The sequence below is a fragment of the Streptomyces sp. AM 4-1-1 genome (genome assembly GCF_029167625.1).
Taxonomy (GTDB): Bacteria; Actinomycetota; Actinomycetes; order Streptomycetales; family Streptomycetaceae; genus Streptomyces.
This window is the reverse complement of the sequence record NZ_CP119145.1, coordinates 826,513-843,034: the sequence shown is the minus strand read 5'-3', so window position 1 is coordinate 843,034 and position 16,522 is coordinate 826,513. Positions and strand designations below refer to the sequence as shown.

Sequence of the window (16,522 nt, the reverse complement as noted above, 5' to 3'; positions counted from 1 at the left end):
TTAAGGACGATCGTGCTCATTGCCGGGTTCCCCGCCGGGGCCTGGGGGACCAACTGTTATCTGGTCGCCCCCGCCGCCGGCGAGGAGTGCGTGATCATCGACCCGGGCCACCAGGCCGCCCAGGGAGTCGAGGACGCGATCGCGAAGCATCGGCTCAAGCCCGTCGCCGTCGTCCTCACCCACGGCCACATCGACCACGTCGCCTCCGTCGTCCCGGTGTGCGGGGCCCACGACGTCCCCGCCTGGATTCACCCCGAGGACCGCTACATGATGAGCGACCCGGAGAAGGCGCTCGGCCGTTCCATCGGGATGCCGCTCATGGGCGAGCTGACCGTGGGGGAGCCCGACGACGTCAAGAAGCTGACGGACGGGGCCCTGCTGACGCTCGCCGGTCTCGAATTCGGCGTCGCGCACGCGCCCGGCCATACCAAGGGGTCGGTGACGTTCAGGACTCCCGGGACCGCGGATGTGCCGCAGGTGCTCTTCTCGGGGGACCTGCTCTTCGCCGGCTCCGTCGGACGCACCGACCTGCCCGGCGGCGACCACGCCGAGCTGCTCGAGTCGCTGGCCCGTGTGTGCCTGCCGCTCGACGACTCGACCGTGGTGCTGTCGGGGCACGGCCCACAGACGACCATCGGCCGCGAGCGCGCCACCAATCCGTATCTGCACGGTATGGACGCGCCCCGACGAGGAATGTGACGAGAGACGTTTCGTGAACACCTTCAAGGCCCCCAAGGGCACGTACGACCTGATCCCGCCGGACTCGGCGACCTACCTCGCGGTCCGCGAGGCCATCGCGGGCCCGCTGAAGAACTCCGGTTACGGCTACATCGAGACCCCCGGCTTCGAGGACGTCGCCCTCTTCGCACGCGGCGTGGGCGAGTCCACCGACATCGTCTCCAAGGAGATGTACGCCTTCGAGACCAAGGGCGGCGACCGGCTCGCGCTGCGCCCCGAGGGCACCGCTTCCGTGCTGCGCGCCGCGTTGGAGGCCAACCTCCACAAGGCAGGATCGCTGCCCGTGAAGCTCTGGTACAGCGGCTCCTACTACCGTTACGAGCGCCCGCAGAAGGGGCGTTACCGCCACTTCTCCCAGGTCGGCGCCGAGGCCATCGGCACCGAGGACCCGGCGCTCGACGCGGAGCTGATCATCCTCGCCGACCAGGCGTACCGGTCGCTGGGGCTCTCGCGGTTCCGCATCCTGCTCAACTCGCTGGGGGACAAGGAGTGCCGCCCCGTCTACCGGGACGCGCTCCAGGAGTTCCTGCGGGAGCTGGACCTCGACGAGGAGACCCGCCGCCGCGTCGAGATCAACCCGCTCCGGGTCCTCGACGACAAGCGCGCCGAGGTGCGGAAGCAGCTGACCGGCGCACCGGTGCTCCGCGACTTCCTGTGCGACGCCTGCAAGGCGTACCACGAGGAGGTACGGGAACTCCTGGGCGCCGCGGGCGTGGTGTACGAGGACGACGAGAGGCTGGTCCGGGGGCTGGACTACTACACCCGTACGACCTTCGAGTTCGTCCACGACGGTCTCGGTTCGCAGTCCGCGGTGGGCGGCGGCGGCCGGTACGACGGCCTGTCCGAGATGATCGGGGGCCCCGCGCTGCCGTCCGTCGGCTGGGCGCTCGGCGTGGACCGGACCGTCCTGGCACTGGAGGCGGAGGGCATCGCGCTCGAACTGCCCGCGGCCACCAGCGTCTTCGCCGTACCGCTCGGCGAGGAGGCGCGACGCGCGGTCTTCTCGCTGATCACCGAGCTGCGCCGGGCCGGGATCGCCGCGGACATGGCGTACGGGGGCAAGGGCGTCAAGGCCGCCATGAAGGCGGCCAACCGTTCGGGAGCCCCGTTCGCCGTCGTCGTCGGTGAACGCGACCTCGCCGAGGGCGTGGCACAGGTGAAGGACATGCGGTCGGGCGAGCAGGAGCCCGTCGCGCTCGACACCCTGGTCGCCGAGATCCGGCGGAGGCTGGCCTGACGCCACCCGTGGAACAGCGACTGTGCCCGTCCGGTCCGCCGGGCGGGCACAGTCGCTGTCCGGGCCGCCGTACGCGTGCCGGGGAGCGGACGTCGCCCGTACCGTCAACCCGAAGCCTGTCGATTCACACGGCCGGGCGGTACTGGACCAGGAACTCCGGCACTCGGGCGACCACATCGGGGCCGGTGTCCCGGCGCCCACGCCGTCTCCCGCATCGCTCCGGCGGCCATGACGGACCCCCCTCGTCCGAACGCCTTTATGTCGATCGAACGGTTGGCGCTCAGGGAGGTGCGGCACAATGACCGTGCCCAGCCGGATACTCAGTGATGGAACGGCGATATGACAACTGCAGCGGTAGATCACCCCTCTTCCGACCAGGACGAGGACGGCGGGAAGAGGACCATCGGCGGCGGTCGCGCGTTCGCACTGCTGCTGGTGATCACCGGTGCGGCGGGCCTCCTCGCCGCCTGGGTCATCACGATCGACAAGTTCAAGCTGCTCGAAGACCCGAACTTCACCCCGGGATGCAGCCTCAACCCGGTCGTGGCGTGCGGCAACATCATGAAGAGCGAACAGGCGGCCGCCTTCGGGTTCCCCAACCCGATGCTCGGACTCGCCACCTACTCCGTGGTGATCGGCATCGGTCTGGCGCTGCTCGCCGGGGCGCGCTTCCGCAGCTGGTACTGGCTCGGGCTGAACGCGGGCACGCTCTTCGGCGTCGGCTTCTGCACCTGGCTCCAGTACCAGTCCCTGTACAGCATCAACTCGCTCTGCCTGTGGTGCTGCCTGGCCTGGGTCGCCACGATCTTCATGTTCTGCTACGTCACGGTCCACAACATCAAGCACCGCGTCATCCCCGCGCCGAACTGGCTGCGCAACGGACTGACCGAATTCCACTGGGTGCCCCCGGTGCTCTGGATCGGGATCATCGGCATGCTGATCCTGACCCGCTGGTGGGACTTCTGGACCAGCTGACCGGTCCGAGGACCGCCCGGACCCGTGTCCGGGCCGCGCGGCTCCGTGCCCGGGACCACGCGGAACCGGGTACCCCGCCGGGGCCGGGGCTGTCCAGGTCCCGGCCCGGCCGGATTGTCGGTGCGGTGGCATAGGCTTCAAAACGTGGAGCCCGACCTCTTTACGGCAGCGGCCGAAGACCGCCAGGAGAAGGACCCGTCCAGCAGCCCCCTCGCTGTCCGGATGCGTCCTCGTACGCTGGACGAGGTGGTCGGCCAGCAGCATCTGCTGAAGCCGGGCTCACCGCTGCGCCGTCTCGTCGGCGAGGGGAGCGGCGGACCCGCCGGCCCGTCGTCGGTGATCCTCTGGGGCCCGCCCGGCACCGGCAAGACGACGCTCGCGTACGTGGTCAGCAAGGCGACCAACAAGCGTTTCGTCGAGCTCTCCGCGATCACCGCGGGCGTCAAGGAGGTCCGGGCCGTCATCGAGGGCGCCCGCCGGGCCACCGGAGGCTTCGGCAAGGAGACCGTCCTCTTCCTCGACGAGATCCACCGCTTCTCCAAGGCCCAGCAGGACTCGCTGCTGCCCGCGGTGGAGAACCGCTGGGTGACCCTGATCGCGGCGACCACCGAGAACCCGTACTTCTCGATCATCTCGCCCCTGCTGTCGCGCTCCCTGCTGCTCACCCTGGAGCCGCTGACCGATGACGACCTGAGCGCGCTGCTGTCGCGCGCGGTGACCGACGGGCGCGGGCTCGGCGGCGCCGTCACCCTCGCCGAGGACGCGCGTTCACACCTGCTGCGCATCGCGGGCGGCGACGCCCGTCGCGCGCTGACCGCCCTGGAGGCGGCGGCCGGAGCCGCGCTCGCCACCCACGAGAAGGAGATATCCCTCCGGACCGTCGAGGAGACCGTCGACCGGGCCGCCGTGAAGTACGACCGGGACGGTGACCAGCACTACGACGTGGCGAGCGCGCTCATCAAGTCCATCCGGGGCTCCGACGTGGACGCCGCACTGCACTATCTGGCCCGGATGATCGAAGCGGGGGAGGACCCCCGGTTCATCGCCCGCCGGCTGATGATCTCCGCCAGCGAGGACATCGGCCTCGCCGACCCGACCGCGCTGCCCACGGCGGTGGCGGCGGCCCAGGCCGTCGCCATGATCGGCTTCCCCGAGGCGGCTCTCACCCTCAGCCACGCCACGATCGCGCTGGCGCTCGCCCCGAAGTCCAACGCCGCGACGCTGGCGATCTTCGCCGCGCAGGAGGACGTACGGAAGGGGCTGGCGGGACCGGTCCCGGCACATCTGCGTGACGGCCACTACAAGGGCGCGGCGAAGCTCGGGCACGCCCAGGGCTACGTCTATCCGCACGACGTCCCGGGCGGTATCGCCGCGCAGCAGTACGCGCCGGACGCGGTCCGCGACCGGCGCTACTACGAGCCCACCCGCTACGGGGCCGAGGCGCGGTACGCCGACGTGGTGGACCGGGTCCGCGACCGGCTCGGCCGGGGCGGTCCGGACGGCGCGGCCGACCCCACCGGGCCCCGCTGACCGGGACGGCTCAGCGGGCCGCCGCCTCGAACAGCGTGTGCATGGCGTGGCGCAGTCCGGTGATGTCCCGGACCGGCCCGGGGAATTCGAACCGGGCGTCGAAGCACCGTCCGTCCGCCTGGCAGAAGCGCACCCGCAGCCCGAAGCGGTCGAGCGCGACCGGGACGACGGCGGGCCGGTGGGCCGCTCCGTCATCCGGCGTCCGCTCGCCCACCAGCGCGGACAGCGTCAGCAGCTGCGCCGCGTGGGCCGCGTGCAGATGCTGGAGCAGCTCCGCCTCGTACCCGACGAGGGGGTCGGCGGAGGCGTCCCGGAACGCCTCCGGTTCGACGTCCTCCTCGCCCCAGAGATCGTCGACGTACGCCTCCGTGACCTCCAGCCGCAGCATCATCCGGCCGGGTCGCGCCATTCCGGTGACGCGGGTGAGCCCGCCGGAGACCCAGGCGCGGGCGCGGATGCGGTGCGGCACGGAGACCGGGGCGACGTCCGTGATCTCCAGCACGGCCGTCAGCTCGTCGCCCTCCGCGTGCGTCGCGGCCCTCACCGCCGGGGACGCCGCGGGGAATTCGAGGAACACGTCGCCCCGGGGCCCCACGTGCCGCGCGAGGGGCAGCAGGGCGTCGGGACGGGGCGGCGGAGGCCCCGGGACGAGCAGTACGGCCGAGCAGGTACTCTGTACGAGAGTTCGTGTGCGTTCGGCTGCTGACGGCAGCCGCGCGTCTTCTGGCCCGCTTGGACGCGGCTGACCACGATCTGATCGGCCCTCCGTCGTATCGATGCCCTCGTGCGCGTCGACGCTGTCTGTGGTGTTCGTGACGTGTGTGGTGTTCCAAGGGCGAGACATGCGATCTCCTTGAGTAAGGTGAGCCTAACCTAACCCACAACGGAGGTCTGGAGAACGTGCCTAACCAGTCGCGTCCCAAGGTCAAGAAGTCCCGTGCGCTCGGCATCGCGCTGACGCCGAAGGCTGTCAAGTACTTCGAGGCCCGCCCCTACCCGCCGGGCGAGCACGGCCGTGGGCGCAAGCAGAACTCGGACTACAAGGTCCGTCTGCTGGAGAAGCAGCGTCTGCGTGCCCAGTACGACATCAGTGAGCGCCAGATGGCGCGTGCCTACGACCGCGCCAAGAAGGCCGAGGGCAAGACGGGCGAGGCGCTGGTCGTCGAGCTCGAGCGCCGCCTCGACGCGCTGGTCCTTCGTTCGGGCATCGCCCGTACGATCTACCAGGCCCGCCAGATGGTCGTGCACGGCCACATCGAGGTCGACGGCCAGAAGGTCGACAAGCCGTCCTTCCGTGTCCGTCCCGACAACATCGTGATGGTCCGTGAGCGCAGCCGCGACAAGCACCCGTTCCAGGTCGCCCGCGAGGGTGGCTACGACACGGACGGCGAGACCCCGCGCTACCTCCAGGTGAACCTGAAGGCCCTGGCCTTCCGCCTGGACCGGGACCCGAACCGCAAGGAGATCCCGGTGATCTGCGACGAGCAGCTCGTCGTCGAGTACTACGCCCGCTGATCCAGGCGTAGCCGCTCTCACCAGCGCTCCGGCCCGCCCCTCCCCGTTCCGCGGGAGGCGGCGGGCCTTCGCGTTCCGTCCGCGGCTCCGGCCGGAGGCGTGTCCGCCCCCGGCCGCCAGTTCCAGGGCGAGCGGCACCCCGTCCGGCCGTCGGCACAACTCCAGGACCCAGCCGCCGTCCTCGACGGTGAGCCGGGACTCCGGCCGCACCGCCGCTGCCCGTTCGGTGAACAGCTCCACCGCGTCCTCGTCGTTCATCGGGGCGAGCGGGAAGGTCGGCTCCCCTTCCACTCCGAACGGCCGCCGTCCGGCGGCCGGCACCCGCAGACCGGGGGAGCGGCGCGGCAACCCGCCCATGCCGACCACGGTGACGAGCCGCGACCGCGGAACCCGGCCCCGGCCGCCGGGGAATGCGGTACAGGACGCGACGCACGGCGCGATAGGCTCGTAGGAGGACGACCGGCTGCCACCAGCAGCCGTCGCCGGAAGAGACGGACAGTGCGAGCCCGGTGCGAACCCAGGGCGGACACGGAGACAGCAGAGAGCGGTGCACAGTGTCCGGTGGAGAGGTGGCCGGAATCCTGGTGGCCGTCTTCTGGGCGGTTCTGGTGACCCTCCTCGCCGTGGTGCTGGTGAGGCTCGCCCAGACGCTCAAGGCGACCACCAAACTCGTGGCGGACGTGACCGACCAGGCCGTACCGCTGCTCGCGGACGCCTCCGCGACCGTGCGCGCCGCGCAGACCCAGCTCGACAAGGTCGACGCCATCGCGTCGGACGTGCAGGAGGTCACCTCCAACGCCTCCGCTCTCTCCTCCACCGTCGCGTCCACGTTCGGCGGCCCGCTCGTCAAGGTCGCGGCCTTCGGTTACGGAGTGCGGCAGGCCATCGGCCGCAAGGCCGCCCCGGAACCGGAATCCGGACGCGGACCGGCCCGCCGCACCGTGGTCGTCGGCCGCACCGTGCCGTCCGCGCGACGCGGAAGGCGCGGCGCCCGAAGTTCCCGCGGATCGAAGGACTGACGCAGCGATGTTCCGTCGTACGTTCTGGTTCACCGCCGGCGCAGCCGCCGGTGTGTGGGCCACCACCAAGGTCAACCGCAAGATCAGGCAGCTGACGCCCGAGAGCCTCGCCGCTCAGGCCGCCGACAAGGCGATCGAGACCGGCCACCGGCTCAAGGAGTTCGCACTCGACGTGCGTGAGGGCATGATCCGGCGCGAAGCCGAACTGGGGGAGGCGCTGGGCCTGGAGGCACCCGTCGACCCCGAACTCCCCGTGAGCCGGTCGGCGGTCCGCGCGGCCGCCCCCGTCATCCACCGCTCGCTCCCCCACAACTCGTACAACCGGAATGAGGACCACTGATGGAGTCGGCTGAAATCCGCCGCCGCTGGCTGAGCTTCTTCGAGGAGCGCGGGCACACCGTCGTCCCCTCGGCGTCGCTCATCGCGGACGACCCGACTCTGCTGCTGGTCCCGGCGGGCATGGTCCCCTTCAAGCCGTACTTCCTCGGTGAGGTCAAGCCCCCCGCCCCCCGCCTGACGAGCGTCCAGAAGTGTGTGCGCACCCCGGACATCGAAGAGGTCGGCAAGACCACCCGGCACGGCACCTTCTTCCAGATGTGCGGCAACTTCTCCTTCGGGGACTACTTCAAGGAAGGTGCCATCACCTTCGCCTGGGAGCTGCTGACCGGTTCGGTGGCCGACGGCGGGTACGGGCTCGACCCCGAGCGTCTGTGGATCACCGTCTACCTCGACGACGACGAGGCCGAGCGGATCTGGCGCGAGAAGATCGGCGTGCCCGCCGAGCGCATCCAGCGTCTGGGCATGGGGCCCAACTTCTGGTCCATGGGCGTCCCCGGCCCCTGCGGCCCCTGCTCCGAGATCAACTACGACCGCGGCCCCGAGTTCGGCGTCGAGGGCGGCCCGGCCGTCAACGACGAGCGGTACGTGGAGATCTGGAACCTGGTCTTCATGCAGTTCGAGCGCGGCGCCGGTGAGGGCAAGGAGGACTTCCCGATCCTCGGGGACCTGCCGTCGAAGAACATCGACACGGGCCTGGGTCTGGAACGCCTCGCCATGATCCTCCAGGGCGTACAGAACATGTACGAGACCGACACCCTGCGCGTCGTCATGGACAGGGCCACCGGGCTCACCGGTGTCCGCTACGGCGCCGAGCACGGCTCGGACGTCTCCCTGCGCGTCGTCGCCGACCACATCCGTACCTCCGTGATGCTCATCGGCGACGGCGTCACCCCCGGCAACGAGGGCCGCGGCTACGTCCTGCGCCGCATCATGCGCCGCGCCATCCGCAACATGCGGCTGCTCGGCGCCACCGGACCGGTCGTCGCCGAGCTGGTCGACGTGGTCGTCACGACCATGGGCGAGCAGTACCCGGAGCTGATCACCGACCGGCAGCGCATCGAGACGGTCGCCCTCGCCGAGGAGGCCGCCTTCCTCAAGGCCCTCAAGGGCGGCACGAACATCCTCGACACCGCCGTCACCGAGACCAAGGCCGCCGGCGGCAAGGTCCTGGCCGGCGACAAGGCGTTCCTGCTCCACGACACCTGGGGCTTCCCGATCGACCTGACCCTGGAGATGGCCGCCGAACAGGGCCTGTCCGTGGACGAGGACGGCTTCCGGCGCCTGATGAAGGAGCAGCGGGAGCGGGCCAAGGCCGACGCCAGGGCCAAGAAGACCGGTCACGCCGACCTGTCCGCCTACCGCGAGGTCGCCGACACCGCGGGTTCCACCGTGTTCACCGGGTACACCACCACCGAGGGCGAGTCGACCATCGTCGGGCTGCTCGTCGACGGGGTGTCGTCGCCCGCCGCCACCGAGGGCGACGAGGTCGAGGTCGTCCTCGACCGGACGCCGTTCTACGCCGAGGGCGGCGGCCAGCTCGCCGACCAGGGCCGGATCAGGCTCGACACGGGCGCCGTCATCCAGGTGCGCGACGTGCAGCAGCCGGTCCCGGGCGTCTCGGTGCACAAGGGCTCGGTCCAGGTCGGCGAGGTGACGGTCGGCGCCCCCGCCCACGCCGTCATCGACACCACGCGCCGCCGCGCCATCGCCCGCGCCCACAGCGCCACCCACCTCACGCACCAGGCGCTGCGCGACGCGCTCGGTCCGACGGCCGCCCAGGCCGGTTCGGAGAACTCCCCGGGCCGCTTCCGCTTCGACTTCGGCTCGCCCGCCGCCGTACCCGGCACGGTCCTCACCGATGTCGAGCAGAAGATCAACGAGGTCCTCGCCCGGGAACTCGACGTGCAGGCCGAGGTCATGTCCATCGACGACGCCAAGAAGCAGGGCGCCATCGCGGAGTTCGGCGAGAAGTACGGCGAGCGGGTCCGGGTCGTCACCATCGGGGACTTCTCCAAGGAGCTGTGCGGCGGTACGCACGTCCACAACACCGCCCAGCTGGGTCTGGTGAAGCTGCTCGGCGAATCGTCGATCGGTTCCGGCGTACGCCGTATCGAGGCCCTGGTGGGAGTCGACGCGTACCAGTTCCTCGCCCGGGAGCACACGGTCGTCGCCCAGCTCCAGGAGCTGGTCAAGGGACGTCCCGAGGAACTGCCGGAGAAGATCGCCGGAATGCTCGGCAAGCTGAAGGACGCCGAGAAGGAGATCGAGAAGTTCCGCGGGGAGAGGGTCCTCCAGGCCGCCGCCGGGCTCGTCGAGTCCGCCAAGGACGTCCGGGGCACGGCCCTGGTCACCGGCCAGGTCCCGGACGGCACCTCCGCCGACGACCTGCGCAAGCTGGTCCTCGACGTCCGTGGCCGCGTCCAGGGCGGCCGCCCGGCCGTCGTCGCCCTCTTCTCCACGGCGAACGGACGCCCGCTGACCGTCATCGCCACCAACGAGGCCGCCCGCGAACGCGGTCTCAAGGCCGGTGAACTGGTCCGCGCCGCCGCGAAGACCCTCGGCGGCGGCGGTGGCGGCAAGCCGGACGTCGCCCAGGGCGGCGGTCAGAACCCGGACGCCATCGGCGACGCCGTCGCCGCTGTCGAGCGCCTCGTCGCCGAGACGGCGTGACGGCACCGATGAGACGAGGACGTCGGCTCGCGATCGACGTCGGGGACGCCAGGATCGGGGTCGCCTCGTGCGATCCCGACGGCATCCTCGCCACGCCGGTGGAGACCGTGCCGGGACGTGACGTCCCGGCCGCCCACCGGCGGCTGGGGCAGATCGTCGAGGAGTACGAGCCGATCGAGATCATCGTCGGCCTCCCCAGGTCCCTGGGGGGCGGTGAGGGCCCCGCGGCGGCCAAGGTCCGGATCTTCGCACAGACGGTCGCCCGCTCGGTCGCACCCGTTCCGGTGCGTCTGGTGGACGAGCGGATGACCACGGTGACGGCGACCCAGGGGCTGCGCGCCTCAGGTGTCAAGGCCAAGAAGGGACGTTCCGTCATCGACCAGGCCGCCGCGGTGGTGATCCTCCAGAACGCTCTGGAGTCCGAACGGGCGTCAGGCGAGGCCCCGGGCGAGGGCGTCGAAGTGGTTGTCTGATCGCAATACGGTAACGTTCCGCGCATTGTGGCGGCGTTCGAACAAACACCGCACAGAGAAGAGGCGGAAACGGCGCCTCGCGGCACTAGGGGATCGATGACTGAGTATGGCCGGGGCCCCGGCTCCGAACCGTGGCATCCCGAGGACCCCTTGTACGGGGACCAGGGATGGGCAGGCCAGGACGCTGCCCACGGCCAGAGCCAGTACGGCGGCCAGCAGCAGCCCTATCCGCAGGACCCGTACGCACAGCAGCAGCCCCCGCCGCAGCCGTACCAGGAACAGCCGGGGTACGGCGGCGGCGCCCCCCACGACCCGTACGCACGGCAGCAGCACCCGCAGGACCCGTACCAGGAACAGCAGCCACCGCGGCAGCAGTACGGCGGCGGCTGGGACACCGGCGGGGAGCGGCAGGACGCGTCCACGCCGTACGGCGGCGGGCCCGGTGACCCGTACGACCGGCAGCCGGACGGCTACGGCGAGAACCACGACCCCTACCGCACGCCGGACGCCTACCCCCCGCCGCAGCCCCCGGGCCGACGGGAGGCCGCGTCCGAGCAGAAGCCCGACTGGGACCCGGACGCTCCCCAGGAGGAGAAGCACCCCTTCTTCACCGGCACCGACGAGCGGGACGACGAGTCCGCCGCCTCCGACGAGCCGCGGCCGTCGCGCCGGGGAGGCCGCGGCGGCGGCGAACGCCGGGGCAAGCCCAAGAAGAAGGGCCGCAACGGCTGTGCCTGTCTGGTCGTCGCGGTGGTCCTCGTCGGAGGACTCGGCGGCGTGGGGTACGTCGGATACTCCTACTGGCAGAACAAGTTCGGCGCGGCCCCCGACTACACGGGTACCGGCACCGGCGAACAGGTCGAGATCGAGATCCCGAAGGGCTCGTACGGCTCCGACATCGGCAACATCCTGAAGAAGCAGGGCGTCGTCAAGAGCGTCGACGCGTTCGTCTCCGCGCAGAACGAGAACCCCAAGGGGAAGTCCATCCAGGCGGGCGTCTATCTGCTGCACAAGGAGATGTCGGCGGCCAACGCGGTCAAGATGATGGTCGACCCCAAGAGCCAGAACCTGCTGATCATCCCCGAGGGCACCCGGAACGCCGTCGTCTACGCGCTGATCGACAAACGGCTCGGCGCCGCCGCCGGCACGACCGCGGGCGTCGCCAAGACCAACGCGGGCAGCCTCGGCCTGCCCGCCTGGGCCGACGACGATCCGAAGATCAAGGACCGGCTGGAAGGCTTCCTCTACCCCGCGGCCTATCCGGTCACCAAGGGGATGAAGCCGGAAGCCGTCCTCAAGAAGATGGTCGAGCGGTCCAACGAGGAGTACGGCAAGCTCGGCCTGGAGGCCAACGCCAAGCGGCTGAATCTCGCCGGTCCCTGGCAACTGATCACCGTGGCCAGTCTCGTCCAGGCCGAGGGCAAGACACACGACGACTTCCGCAAGATGGCCGAGGTCGTCTACAACCGCCTCAAGCCCACCAATACCCAGACGAACCAGAAACTCCAGTTCGACTCCTCCTTCAACTACCTGAAGAAACAGAGCAACATCAAGATCAGCGAGTCCGAGGTCTCCACGAACCCGGACTCGTACAACACCTACTACCACAGGGGTCTCACCCCGGGGCCCATCGGTAATCCGGGCAACGAGGCACTGGCGGCGACCCTGAATCCCACGACGGACGGCTGGCTGTACTTCGTGGCGACCGACGGAATGCACAAGACGGAGTTCGCCAAGACCTACCCCGAATTCCTGAATCTCAAGGAAAAGTTCGATGCCCTCGACTGAGGCGTACCGGGCGGCCGTTCTCGGCTCGCCCATCGCTCACTCCCTGTCACCGGTCCTGCACCGGGCCGCCTACGCCGAACTCGGCCTGCGCGACTGGACGTACGAGCGTGCCGAGGTGGACGAGGCGGCGCTCCCCGGCTTCGTCGAAGGGCTCGACTCCTCATGGGCCGGTCTCTCGCTGACCATGCCGCTCAAACGCGCGATCATCCCGCTGCTGGACTCCGTCAGCGAAACGGCCTCGTCGGTCGAAGCGGTCAACACGGTGGTCATCTCCGCGGACGGCCGCCGCCACGGGGACAACACCGACATCCCCGGCATGGTCGCCGCTCTGCGGGAACAGGGCGTGGCGGAGGTCGAGTCCGCCGCCGTCCTCGGCGCCGGGGCCACAGCCTCGTCCGCGCTCGCCGCGCTCGCTGTGCTCTGCGCGGGACCGGTGACCGCCTACGTCCGCAGCCGGGAACGCGGCGCCGAGATGCGCGCCTGGGGGGAGCGGCTGGGCGTCGACGTCCGGACCGCCGACTGGGCGGACGCGGCATCGGCCCTGACGGCACCGCTGGTGATCGCCACCACCCCGGCCGGGTCCGCGGACGCGCTCGCCGGATCGGTGCCCGGAGCCCCCGGCACCCTCTTCGACGTGCTGTACGAGCCCTGGCCGACGCCCCTCGCCGCCGCCTGGTCGGCCCGTGGCGGCGCGGTCGTCGGGGGACTCGACCTCCTGGTGCACCAGGCGGTCCTCCAGGTCGAGCGGATGACGGGCCGCGTTCCGGCCCCGCTCGCCGCCATGCGGAAGGCCGGGGAACAGGCGCTCGCGGCCCGCTGAGGACCGCGGCGGGCCCCGCCCCGTCCCGTCTGCTGGACCGGCGGCCGGGACACGGGCCGCGTCGTGGGAGGATCGGGGCGGCGGGCCAGGGCCGCGCACCCGGTCGCGCCGATTGCAGTTTCAGGCGCGAGCATGAGGGAGCACCGTTGAGCAGGTTGCGCTGGCTGACCGCGGGGGAGTCGCACGGACCCGCACTCGTGGCGACGCTGGAGGGTCTTCCCGCCGGTGTCCCGATCACCACGGAGATGGTGGCGGACGCGCTCGCCCGGCGACGGCTCGGCTACGGGCGCGGCGCACGGATGAAGTTCGAGCGGGACGAGGTCACCTTCCTCGGCGGTGTACGCCACGGACTCACCATGGGTTCCCCGGTCGCCGTCATGGTCGGCAACACGGAGTGGCCCAAGTGGGAGCAGGTCATGTCGGCCGACCCGGTCGACGCCGACGAACTGGCCGCGCTGGCCCGCAACGCCCCGCTGACCCGCCCCAGGCCCGGCCACGCCGACCTCGCGGGCATGCAGAAGTACGGCTTCGACGAGGCCCGGCCGATCCTTGAGCGCGCCAGCGCCCGGGAGACCGCGGCCCGGGTCGCCCTCGGCGCGGTCGCCCGCTCCTACCTCAAGGAGACCGCGGGCGTCGAGATCGTCTCGCACGTCGTCGAACTGGCCGGGGCCAAGGCCCCGTACGGCCTCCACCCCACCCCCTCCGACGTCGCGCAGCTCGACGCGGACCCGGTGCGCTGCCTGGACGCCGACGCGAGCAAGGCGATGGTCGCCGAGATCGACCAGGCCCACAAGGACGGCGACACGCTCGGCGGGGTCGTCGAGGTGCTGGCGTACGGAGTGCCCGTCGGCCTCGGCTCCCACGTGCACTGGGACCGGCGCCTCGACGCCCGTCTCGCCGCCGCCCTGATGGGCATTCAGGCCATCAAGGGGGTCGAGGTCGGCGACGGCTTCGAGCTGGCGCGCGTCCCCGGTTCGAAGGCGCACGACGAGATCGTCGCCACCGACGAGGGCATCCGGCGCACCTCCGGCCGGGCCGGCGGCACCGAGGGCGGCCTGACCACCGGTGAACTGCTGCGGGTCCGCGCAGCGATGAAGCCCATCGCGACCGTGCCCCGCGCGCTCGCCACTGTCGACGTCGGCACCGGGGAGGCGGCCAAGGCCCATCACCAGCGCTCCGACGTGTGCGCCGTGCCCGCCGCCGGGATCGTCGCCGAGGCGATGGTCGCGCTGGTCCTGGCCGACGCCGTAGCGGAGAAGTTCGGCGGCGACAGCGTCCCCGAGACCCGGCGCAACGTGCGGTCGTACCTCGACCACCTCCAGATCCGATGAGCCGTCCACTGATCGTCCTCGTCGGACCGATGGGCGTCGGCAAGTCCACCGTCGGAGCGCTGCTCGCGCAGCGGCTCGGCACCCACTACCGGGACACCGACGCCGATGTCGTGGCCGCAGCCGGCAAGCCGATCGCGGAGATCTTCTACGACGAGGGCGAGCCGCACTTCCGTGAGCTGGAGCACCGGGCCGTCAGCGCCGCGCTCGCCGAGCACGCCGGGGTCCTCGCGCTCGGCGGCGGCGCGGTCCTCGACGCGGCGACCCGCTCCCTGCTCGCCGGGCACACGGTCGTCTACCTCTCGATGGACGTCGAGGAGGCGGTGAGGCGCGTCGGTCTGAACACCGCCCGCCCGCTGCTCGCGGTCAACCCGCGGCGGCAGTGGCGCGAACTCATGGACGCACGCCGCCCCCTCTACGACGAGGTGGCCCGCGCGGTCGTCACCACCGACGAGCGCACCCCCGAAGAGGTCGCCCAAGCGGTCCTCGACGCACTGGAACTGCCGGAGCGGGTGGCCGACCCCGCACCATCCGGCCAGGAGAACACGCACATGACGGACGAGAGCCACATCCGCATCCAGGTCGCAGGCACGGCGGGCACCGACCCGTACGAGGTGCTGGTCGGCCGTCAGCTGCTCGGCGAGCTGCCCAGGCTGATCGGCGACCGCGTCAAGCGGGTCGCCGTCCTGCACCCCGAAGCGCTCGCCGAGACCGGTGAGGCGGTCCGTCAGGACCTCGCGGACCAGGGGTACGAGGCCATCGCGATCCAGCTCCCGAACGCCGAGGAGGCCAAGACCGTCGAGGTCGCGGCGTACTGCTGGAAGGCGCTGGGCCAGACCGGTTTCACCCGTACCGATGTCATCGTCGGCGTCGGCGGCGGCGCGACCACCGATGTGGCGGGCTTCGTCGCGGCGAGCTGGCTGCGCGGGGTGCGCTGGATCGCCGTGCCGACGACCGTGCTCGGCATGGTCGACGCGGCGGTCGGGGGCAAGACCGGCATCAACACCGCCGAGGGCAAGAACCTCGTCGGCGCCTTCCACCCGCCCGCCGGGGTGCTCTGCGACCTGGCCGCACTCGACTCGCTGCCGGTCCACGACTACGTGTCCGGCATGGCGGAGATCATCAAGGCCGGCTTCATCGCCGATCCGGTGATCCTCGACCTCGTCGAGGCGGACCCCGAGGGCGCCCGCACGCCCACCGGGCCGCACACCGCCGAGCTGATCGAGCGCTCCGTACGGGTCAAGGCGGAGGTCGTCTCCGGTGACCTCAAGGAGTCGGGCCGCCGGGAGATCCTGAACTACGGCCACACCCTCGCCCACGCCATCGAGAAGAACGAGCGCTACAAGTGGCGCCACGGCGCGGCCGTCTCGGTCGGCATGGTCTTCGCCGCCGAACTGGGCCGCCTCGCCGGCCGGCTCGACGACGCCACCGCCGACCGGCACCGCGCCGTCCTGGAGTCCGTCGGACTGCCGCTCACCTACCGCGGCGACCAGTGGCCGAAGCTCCTGGAGAACATGAGGGTCGACAAGAAGTCCCGCGGCGATCTGCTGCGCTTCATCGTGCTCGACGGCCTCGCCAAGCCCACCGTCCTCGAAGGCCCCGACCCGGCCGTCCTGCTCGCCGCCTTCGGCGAGGTGTCGGCGTGAGCCGCCGGGTCCTCGTGCTCAACGGTCCGAACCTCGGCCGGCTCGGCTCCCGCGAGCCCGACGTGTACGGGGCGACCTCCTACGCCGGACTCGTCGACACCTGCCGGGCCCTCGGCAAGGAGCTCGGCTTCGACGTGGACGTCCGGGAGACCAACGACGAGGGCCAGCTGATCCGCTGGCTCCACGAGGCGGCCGACGGATCGATTCCGGTCGTTCTCAATCCCGGTGCGTTCACCCACTATTCGTACGGTATGCGCGACGCGGCCGCCCAGCGCACCGCCCCGCTCATCGAGGTGCACATCTCGAACCCGTACGCGCGCGAGGAGTTCCGCCACACCTCGGTGGTCGCACCGGTCGCCACCGGCACCGTCGCCGGATTCGGCATCGGCTCCTACCGTCTCGCGCTGCGGGCCCTCGCGGACGAACTGACGGACTGACGGACCA

15 protein-coding genes and 1 pseudogene are annotated in these 16,522 nt (G+C 71.1%); 14 read left to right on the top strand and 2 right to left on the bottom strand.

Going from position 1 to position 16,522, the window contains the following annotated elements:
- The first annotated feature begins 12 nt into the window (after nt 1-12).
- From PZB75_RS03345 to PZB75_RS03330, 4 genes are all read left to right on the top strand, one after another.
- Nucleotides 13-699, top strand: coding sequence for an MBL fold metallo-hydrolase (locus PZB75_RS03345; protein ID WP_275533785.1), 687 nt, complete (start codon nt 13-15; stop codon nt 697-699).
- A 13-nt stretch (nt 700-712) separates the two neighbouring features.
- The gene (hisS, locus tag PZB75_RS03340) at nt 713-1,975 is read left to right on the top strand and encodes a histidine--tRNA ligase (RefSeq protein ID WP_275533784.1); all 1,263 of its coding nucleotides are present in this window, start codon (nt 713-715) and stop codon (nt 1,973-1,975) included.
- Nucleotides 1,976-2,314: 339 nt separating this feature from the next.
- Nucleotides 2,315-2,950, top strand: a complete 636-nt coding sequence (locus PZB75_RS03335; protein ID WP_275533783.1) for a vitamin K epoxide reductase family protein — start codon at nt 2,315-2,317, stop codon at nt 2,948-2,950.
- A 144-nt stretch (nt 2,951-3,094) separates the two neighbouring features.
- Nucleotides 3,095-4,480: a replication-associated recombination protein A gene (locus PZB75_RS03330; RefSeq protein ID WP_275533782.1), complete on the top strand. Its 1,386-nt coding sequence runs from the start codon at nt 3,095-3,097 to the stop codon at nt 4,478-4,480.
- Between the two features lie 10 nt (nt 4,481-4,490).
- Here the strand turns inward: PZB75_RS03330 and PZB75_RS03325 are convergent, their stop codons facing one another.
- Complete coding sequence (locus tag PZB75_RS03325) at nt 4,491-5,192, bottom strand: DUF2470 domain-containing protein (protein ID WP_275538564.1); 702 nt, start codon at nt 5,190-5,192, stop codon at nt 4,491-4,493.
- A gap of 188 nt (nt 5,193-5,380) precedes the next feature.
- On the opposite strand from PZB75_RS03325, the gene rpsD reads away from it, so the two are divergent.
- The gene (gene rpsD / locus PZB75_RS03320) at nt 5,381-5,995 is read left to right on the top strand and encodes a 30S ribosomal protein S4 (protein ID WP_275533781.1); all 615 of its coding nucleotides are present in this window, start codon (nt 5,381-5,383) and stop codon (nt 5,993-5,995) included.
- Nucleotides 5,996-6,103: 108 nt separating this feature from the next.
- Here rpsD and PZB75_RS03315 read toward each other — a convergent pair.
- Nucleotides 6,104-6,343 (bottom strand): annotated as a pseudogene (locus tag PZB75_RS03315) (regulator); the annotation flags it as partial.
- 221 nt (nt 6,344-6,564) lie between these two features.
- On the opposite strand from PZB75_RS03315, the gene PZB75_RS03310 reads away from it, so the two are divergent.
- The 9 genes from PZB75_RS03310 (at nt 6,565) to aroQ (ending at nt 16,515) form a co-directional block, all read left to right on the top strand.
- Entirely contained in the window at nt 6,565-7,014 is a 450-nt protein-coding gene (locus tag PZB75_RS03310; protein ID WP_275538563.1) for a DUF948 domain-containing protein, read from the top strand.
- A gap of 7 nt (nt 7,015-7,021) precedes the next feature.
- Nucleotides 7,022-7,354: a DUF6167 family protein gene (locus PZB75_RS03305; RefSeq protein ID WP_275533780.1), complete on the top strand. Its 333-nt coding sequence runs from the start codon at nt 7,022-7,024 to the stop codon at nt 7,352-7,354.
- On the top strand, nt 7,354-10,023 hold the full coding sequence (alaS, locus tag PZB75_RS03300; RefSeq protein ID WP_275533779.1) for an alanine--tRNA ligase: 2,670 nt from the start codon (nt 7,354-7,356) through the stop codon (nt 10,021-10,023). The genes PZB75_RS03305 and alaS overlap by 1 nt, the downstream gene beginning before the upstream one ends.
- Nucleotides 10,024-10,031: 8 nt before the next feature.
- Nucleotides 10,032-10,496 carry a Holliday junction resolvase RuvX gene (gene ruvX / locus PZB75_RS03295; RefSeq protein WP_275533778.1) on the top strand — a complete coding sequence of 155 codons (465 nt, stop codon included), beginning with the start codon at nt 10,032-10,034 and terminating at the stop codon, nt 10,494-10,496.
- A 96-nt stretch (nt 10,497-10,592) separates the two neighbouring features.
- Complete coding sequence (mltG, locus tag PZB75_RS03290; protein ID WP_275533777.1) at nt 10,593-12,284, top strand: endolytic transglycosylase MltG; 1,692 nt, start codon at nt 10,593-10,595, stop codon at nt 12,282-12,284.
- Nucleotides 12,271-13,104, top strand: a complete 834-nt coding sequence (locus PZB75_RS03285; protein WP_275533776.1) for a shikimate dehydrogenase — start codon at nt 12,271-12,273, stop codon at nt 13,102-13,104. Before mltG ends, PZB75_RS03285 begins: the two co-directional genes overlap by 14 nt.
- Nucleotides 13,105-13,250: 146 nt before the next feature.
- Nucleotides 13,251-14,435: a chorismate synthase gene (aroC, locus tag PZB75_RS03280; RefSeq protein ID WP_275533775.1), complete on the top strand. Its 1,185-nt coding sequence runs from the start codon at nt 13,251-13,253 to the stop codon at nt 14,433-14,435.
- The gene (aroB, locus tag PZB75_RS03275; RefSeq protein WP_275533774.1) at nt 14,432-16,078 is read left to right on the top strand and encodes a 3-dehydroquinate synthase; all 1,647 of its coding nucleotides are present in this window, start codon (nt 14,432-14,434) and stop codon (nt 16,076-16,078) included. The genes aroC and aroB overlap by 4 nt, the downstream gene beginning before the upstream one ends.
- Nucleotides 16,075-16,515, top strand: a complete 441-nt coding sequence (gene aroQ, locus PZB75_RS03270; protein ID WP_275533773.1) for a type II 3-dehydroquinate dehydratase — start codon at nt 16,075-16,077, stop codon at nt 16,513-16,515. Before aroB ends, aroQ begins: the two co-directional genes overlap by 4 nt.
- The last annotated feature ends 7 nt before the right edge of the window (nt 16,516-16,522 follow it).